Genomic DNA, 5,359 nt, shown 5'->3' on the forward strand with positions numbered 1-5,359 from the left:
TATTTTGTTTTAACCGTGAGTTTTCAAAAAAAATAAAGATACGAAACTTGATGTCTCAATTAATACATATGTTTAAGGCCAACAACAATTGTTGATTGTTTAAATCCAACTGTAAACACTCAGGCTGGCGATATTGAAAGAGTGCGTTTTGTCAAACCAATTCAACTCCTGGAAAATAATATTTCATTACTTGCAGAAGAATGTATTTCTGTAAAAAAGCAAATAAATTCTTTTAATTTATTTGAAACAAATTTTGATAAAAACCCAATTTTATCATATTCGGATATTGCTTCAAAGGATAGAATATTGAGGTATTTAGTTTATGAAAATGCTCAATTATCTAGGGTATTATTGCATGAATCCATTATAAATAAGCTCATTTTTGAAGTCTACGATTTAAGCGAAGAAGACCGAATCCAAGTCGAAACAAAAATGGGCAAGTCAATCGGCGATCTGCCCGTACTGGAAGCCTCCCGGCAAGCTTACCTGAAAGAAGCCGCCATCGAGCATGAAATCGTCCAACAGCACATCGAAAACCTCCCCACCGAAGACTTCGAAGAACTCCGCATCCGCGAAATTAAGGAAGCCTTCGCCACGCTGTACCAAAGCAACAACGACCTGGAAGAATTCTGCATCCGGCAGCAGCTCAACCCCATCAACGTGTGGTACTGGTTTCGGGAAGCGCAGGTACTTCCCGCCGGCCGCGCCCACGACATCACGCTGGAATTCCTGGCCGACGCCATCCGCACCCTGCTCATGGAGGATGAAGACGGCATCATTCCGCTCGTAGGCCTGCCCGGCGAGCCCCGCCTGCTCGATCGGCTGGAGCAGCACTGTCAGCAGCAGGGGTTCAGCAGCGCGCAGTTTTCGCAGTTGGATGGCCTGCTCGGAAGGCCCGTGCCCGAGTACCTCGAGCAGCACTTCTTCCGCGAGCTATCGGATCACCTCAACCTGTTCATGTACCTGCCCAAAACGCCCTTCATCTGGCACCTCAGCAGCGGTGAGGCACAGTGCTTCGAGGCCTACATCATCATCTACAAATGGAACCGCGACAGCCTCTTCTGGCTCAAATCGCAGTACGTCGGCAAGCGCGTCGAGCGGCTGGAATACCGCCAAATCGAGCTGCAAAGTACCGAAACCGCCCAGGCGCAGGCCGAAAAAGATCGCATCCGTGTTCAACTCCGGGAAATAGCCGCCTTTGTCAAAAAACTGGACGAACTCATCGCCGAGGACTACAACCCTACCCTCGACGACGGCGTGGGCAAGAACATCGCCCCCCTACAAAAAAAAGGCATGCTCAAAGCCGAGGTACTCAACGCCGGGCAGTTGACGAAGTACCTGAATGCGGATTGGTGATTTTTAGGCAGTTAGCTGTTTGGTTGTTAGGTGTTAGGTTTTTTTAGTGTAGGTTGAAAGTACAATGTCAGTCTGAGCGGAGTCGAAGACCTCTCGTTCGGCGGTCTTCGACTCCGCTCAGACTGACATACATCAAATGTTTCAATAGGAAATGATCACTACGGAGGAAATAAGCATCCTGATCGCCGCCGGGGAAGGCTACAACGCCGAGTTCAAGGTGGCAGTGCCGAACAAAGTAAAGGAACTGACGGAGGAAATATGCGCCTTCGCCAACGCCGCCGGAGGCGTGGTACTTCTCGGCGTCAACGACGCCAATCAGGTCATTGGCCTCACCCTGGACAATACCCGTCGCTCGGCCATTCAGAATAGCATCTCCGATATCACGCCACCGCTCCGTTGCGCGCTGTCGGTGGTAGAGCTGGACGGCAAAACCATTGATTGGGGTTATCGAGGTACCTTCCGGCCCATCCAAGCCTTACGTGCTGTCGGGGGCCATCTACATGCGCATCGGCCCCAACACCCAAAAGCTCACGACCGCCGAGCAAATGCGGGATTTCTTCCAGCAGTCCGAAAAAATTTATTTTGACCAGGTACCCTGCCCGGACTTCGAGCCGTCCACCATGGTCGACGGTACTTTCCTGTCCCACTTTAAGGCCGAGTCCCGGATCAGTTCCCCGGTTCCCGACGAACAACTATTCCAGAGCCTCAAACTCTACACGCCCGACGGTATATTCAAAAACGGGGCCGTACTTTTCTTCGGCCAACGGCCCGAGGATTTCTTCAAGAAAGCCGTGGTGCGTTGCGTAGCCTTTCAGGGTACCACCAGACGCTACATCGTGGACGACAAGGTGTACGGCGGCAATATGTACGCGCAGTACACCCAGGCCATGCAGTGGCTACGCGGCAAGCTCAACGTCCGCTACGACACTGAAGGGCAGGGCGGCGGCCCGCGTAAAGAAATCTGGGAAATACCCGAAACGGCCCTGAAAGAAGTAATCGTGAATTCGCTCACACACCGCGACTATTACGAAAAAGGGGCCGTCACGATGGTCGAGTTCTACGACGACCGCGTGGAGGTGTCCAATCCGGGTGGCCTGGTAAGTGCCGTGCCGGAATCGGAATTCGGTAAGCGCAGCCACTCCCGTAATCCATTGATTTTTGGACTATTTGCCCGCATGCACTTGGTAGAGCAGGTTGGGTCGGGCATTGGCCGCATCCGGGATCTGATGCAGGAAGCCGCACTACCAGAGCCGGTTTTTCAGAAGCGGGGCATGTTTACCGTCGTCATGCAGCGGCCGGGAAAGACTTCGGCAGAACCTTCGGAGAAACCTTCGGAGAAAACTTCGGAGAAAATCCTCCGGCTGATCGGAGAAAATAATCAGATTACGATCGAAGAGCTTTCGGAACGAGTAGGTAAATCCACCCGGGCGATTGAAATGCAGATCAAAAAACTCAAAGATCGAAACCTACTTGAACGTATCGGACCGGATAAAGGAGGATATTGGCAATTGGTTGATAAAGAGTAGCTACATGCAAAATCGGTAAGCCTAATCCGCCCAACCACAGATATAATCCGACCCATTCCCATGACCGACCGCTGGTTTTTACAAGATATTGACACGCAGCTCAGCCGCCGCAACCGAATGGTGATCCTCGATCCGGGGCAGCAGTGCGATTTCCTGCTCTCCACGCTGGAAAAGCAAGGCTACGTCATCCTCAAAACCAACCCTGAGCTACGGGAAGAATGGCAGACGGTGCAGGAAGAGCTATTCCTCCGCTACGAGGCCGAGCGGAATCATGCCGGGCAAGGGGTGGTTTTCTACGTGAGCCGGGCCCCGGAGCAGCTGAGTTTTTTGTTCGACTATTGCTACACCCACGGGTTACTGGACCTGACCCGTCCCGCCGAGTGGATCAGGAAAAAGATTTTTGTCCACACGGGGTTACAGGTCGCGATGGAAAATCCCTTGCTGCTTACGGCCACCAAGCTGGGGATCGGCAAGGACCTGGGTTGGTGGAAGAAAATCGTGCAGGATCTGGAAGAAATGGTGTCCCTGGACGAGGAACTATTGCCGTTTCTGCATAATCCCGATTTTTACTTCAAGCGCATGGATGCCGACGTACGGCGGCTCTTTGAAGAAAAACTGGCGGAGCTGACCGGCAAACCCTACCTCAAGAAATCACCCAAAATATGGGCAAAAGAAGTGGCGGCGCTTTTCTTTGAGGGGCTACTGACCAACACCATCTCCGATCCGCTGTTGGCACTGTACCGCAAATGGGTGGACAGCAACAAATACGCCGAAGCCCTCACGCAGTACCTCAGCGACTACAAGGTACCCCGCACCCTGGACGTGTGGGCCGCACATCCCGAGCATGGGTTCGAGGAACTCGATCGTCGGGCGCTCCGGGAACTGTGTGAAAACATTTGGGACAAGAGCTATATACAGGAAAAACTGGGCTTTGTGCGGGAGCGGCTGGCCCGCCGGAAAACCAACAATCGAATCCCCGCCTGGTGGCAGGACGTGGTCACCCTGCTGGATTTTGAGTCGAACGCCCTGGCGGGCTGCCATAGCCTTGACAAAGTGGTGGGGTACTACACCACCGAGTTTCAGAAGGTGGATCGAGCCATTCGTAGGCTGTACACACATTTTCTGGCGGACAAAGGCATCATGAAGCCCTTGCAGGAATACTACGAAAGCCTCAATGGGGAGCTATTGCAGCAGTGGTTTGAATGTCATTCTGATTATGCATCCAATCAACCCGGCTATCTGGTCGACCTGTTAAAGACGGCCCCGGCCCGAACGGCCATCATCGTGGGCGATGGGCTACGCTACGAAATGGCGGCCTACGTAGCCACCCGACTGGAAAAACAATTTGTGGTGGAACGCAGCACCATGCTGGCCGACATGCCCTCCGAAACGGAACACAACATGAGTGCCCTGTACGTGGGCAAAGACCAGGTGCTGCCGATCCATAAAGACCGGGAGAAAAAGCTAGGGGAGCTGACAGGCAAGCCACTGACTTTTATGCAACTGGAAGCGCTGCATTATGGCGTTGAGGGCCACTATCTGGTACTCACCTACAAGGACATCAATAAAGCCGGAGAAACATTACAGCAGGGAGCGATTAAATTATTCGATGAATTTGAAAAACTGCTGGTGGATAAAATCAGCCTGTTGCTCAAAATGGGCTATCAGGCAGTACACGTAGTTACGGATCATGGTTTTGTGCTGACCGGGATTCTGGAAGAATCAGACAAGATTGATCCTTTGGTAACGGGCAAGAAGGAAGTCCACGAACGGTTCATCCGCACCGTGGAGAAGCAAACCAACCCCGGGTGGGTGAGCTTTGAAAGGCCCTATGGCGAATATCGCTACGCGTACGTGGCCCCAAGCTGCCGCCCGTTCAAATCCAAAGGAATGTATGGCTACGCACACGGCGGCTTTTCGCCCCAGGAAATCATCATTCTGAACTTTGTTTTTCGAAACCATCAGGCGGCGGTATAGGGTCTGGTCGTGGAAATTGCCAACAAGAAAGACCTGACCGAGGTGACGGGTGAGCTGTTTGGTCTCAAAATTCAGGCAAGCGAATCAAGGGGAGATCTGTTTTCGGCGAGTCGAAAAGTGCAGGTACTTCTGTATGCCAATAATGTGAATTACGATAAGAGCTCAGTCCTGATCCTGAACGCGGGCACTGCCCAGTCCTTAGAGTTTTCATTCCAGGGGAATAGCGAGGTTCAGGCGGTGTTGGTGGACGCGGGTACTCAGGAGCAACTGGATAGCGTAAGAGCCACGAAATCAAACATGAGAGATCTGGGCGGTCTGTTTTAACCCTATACAGCGACAATGATACAATTAGACGAGTTTATGCGAATATCGGGTTAAAAAAACTGTTTGAACAAAGCCGTGGCCAGAGCGCCGAAAACATGGACAATTAGTCCGCTGGTGGCTCTGACCTTTGAGGCGTCCTGAATTCCAGTCATCTCGTTGAGCCAGTTGAAGAGCGA

At 52.1% G+C, this 5,359-nt stretch carries 5 protein-coding genes; all 5 read left to right on the top strand.

The genetic code is table 11. The features are described from left to right. Positions 1 to 432: 432 nt before the first annotated feature. Positions 433 to 1,356: a hypothetical protein gene (locus ACEW8P_RS09670; RefSeq protein WP_373512878.1), complete on the top strand. Its 924-nt coding sequence runs from the start codon at positions 433 to 435 to the stop codon at positions 1,354 to 1,356. Between the two features lie 151 nt (positions 1,357 to 1,507). Then, positions 1,508 to 1,942, top strand: coding sequence for a helix-turn-helix domain-containing protein (locus tag ACEW8P_RS09675; protein WP_373512879.1), 435 nt, complete (start codon positions 1,508 to 1,510; stop codon positions 1,940 to 1,942). 460 nt (positions 1,943 to 2,402) lie between these two features. Further along, positions 2,403 to 2,882 carry an ATP-binding protein gene (locus tag ACEW8P_RS09680; RefSeq protein WP_373512882.1) on the top strand — a complete coding sequence of 160 codons (480 nt, stop codon included), beginning with the start codon at positions 2,403 to 2,405 and terminating at the stop codon, positions 2,880 to 2,882. A gap of 60 nt (positions 2,883 to 2,942) precedes the next feature. Continuing rightward, a complete protein-coding gene (locus tag ACEW8P_RS09685; protein ID WP_373512880.1) occupies positions 2,943 to 4,859 on the top strand; it encodes a hypothetical protein in 1,917 nt (638 codons plus the stop codon). Positions 4,860 to 4,868: 9 nt separating this feature from the next. Further along, a complete protein-coding gene (locus tag ACEW8P_RS09690; RefSeq protein ID WP_373512881.1) occupies positions 4,869 to 5,183 on the top strand; it encodes a hypothetical protein in 315 nt (104 codons plus the stop codon). Positions 5,184 to 5,359: the final 176 nt, after the last annotated feature.

The organism is Persicitalea sp. (assembly GCF_041751555.1).
In the GTDB taxonomy this organism is placed as follows: domain Bacteria; phylum Bacteroidota; class Bacteroidia; order Cytophagales; family Spirosomataceae; genus Persicitalea.

Coding starts and splice junctions, on each gene's coding strand:
- ACEW8P_RS09670 (WP_373512878.1), top strand. CDS start 433: ATGGGCAAGTCAATCGGCGATCTGCCCGTACTGGAAGCCTCCCGGCAA.
- ACEW8P_RS09675 (WP_373512879.1), top strand. CDS start 1,508: ATGATCACTACGGAGGAAATAAGCATCCTGATCGCCGCCGGGGAAGGC.
- ACEW8P_RS09680 (WP_373512882.1), top strand. CDS start 2,403: ATGGTCGAGTTCTACGACGACCGCGTGGAGGTGTCCAATCCGGGTGGC.
- ACEW8P_RS09685 (WP_373512880.1), top strand. CDS start 2,943: ATGACCGACCGCTGGTTTTTACAAGATATTGACACGCAGCTCAGCCGC.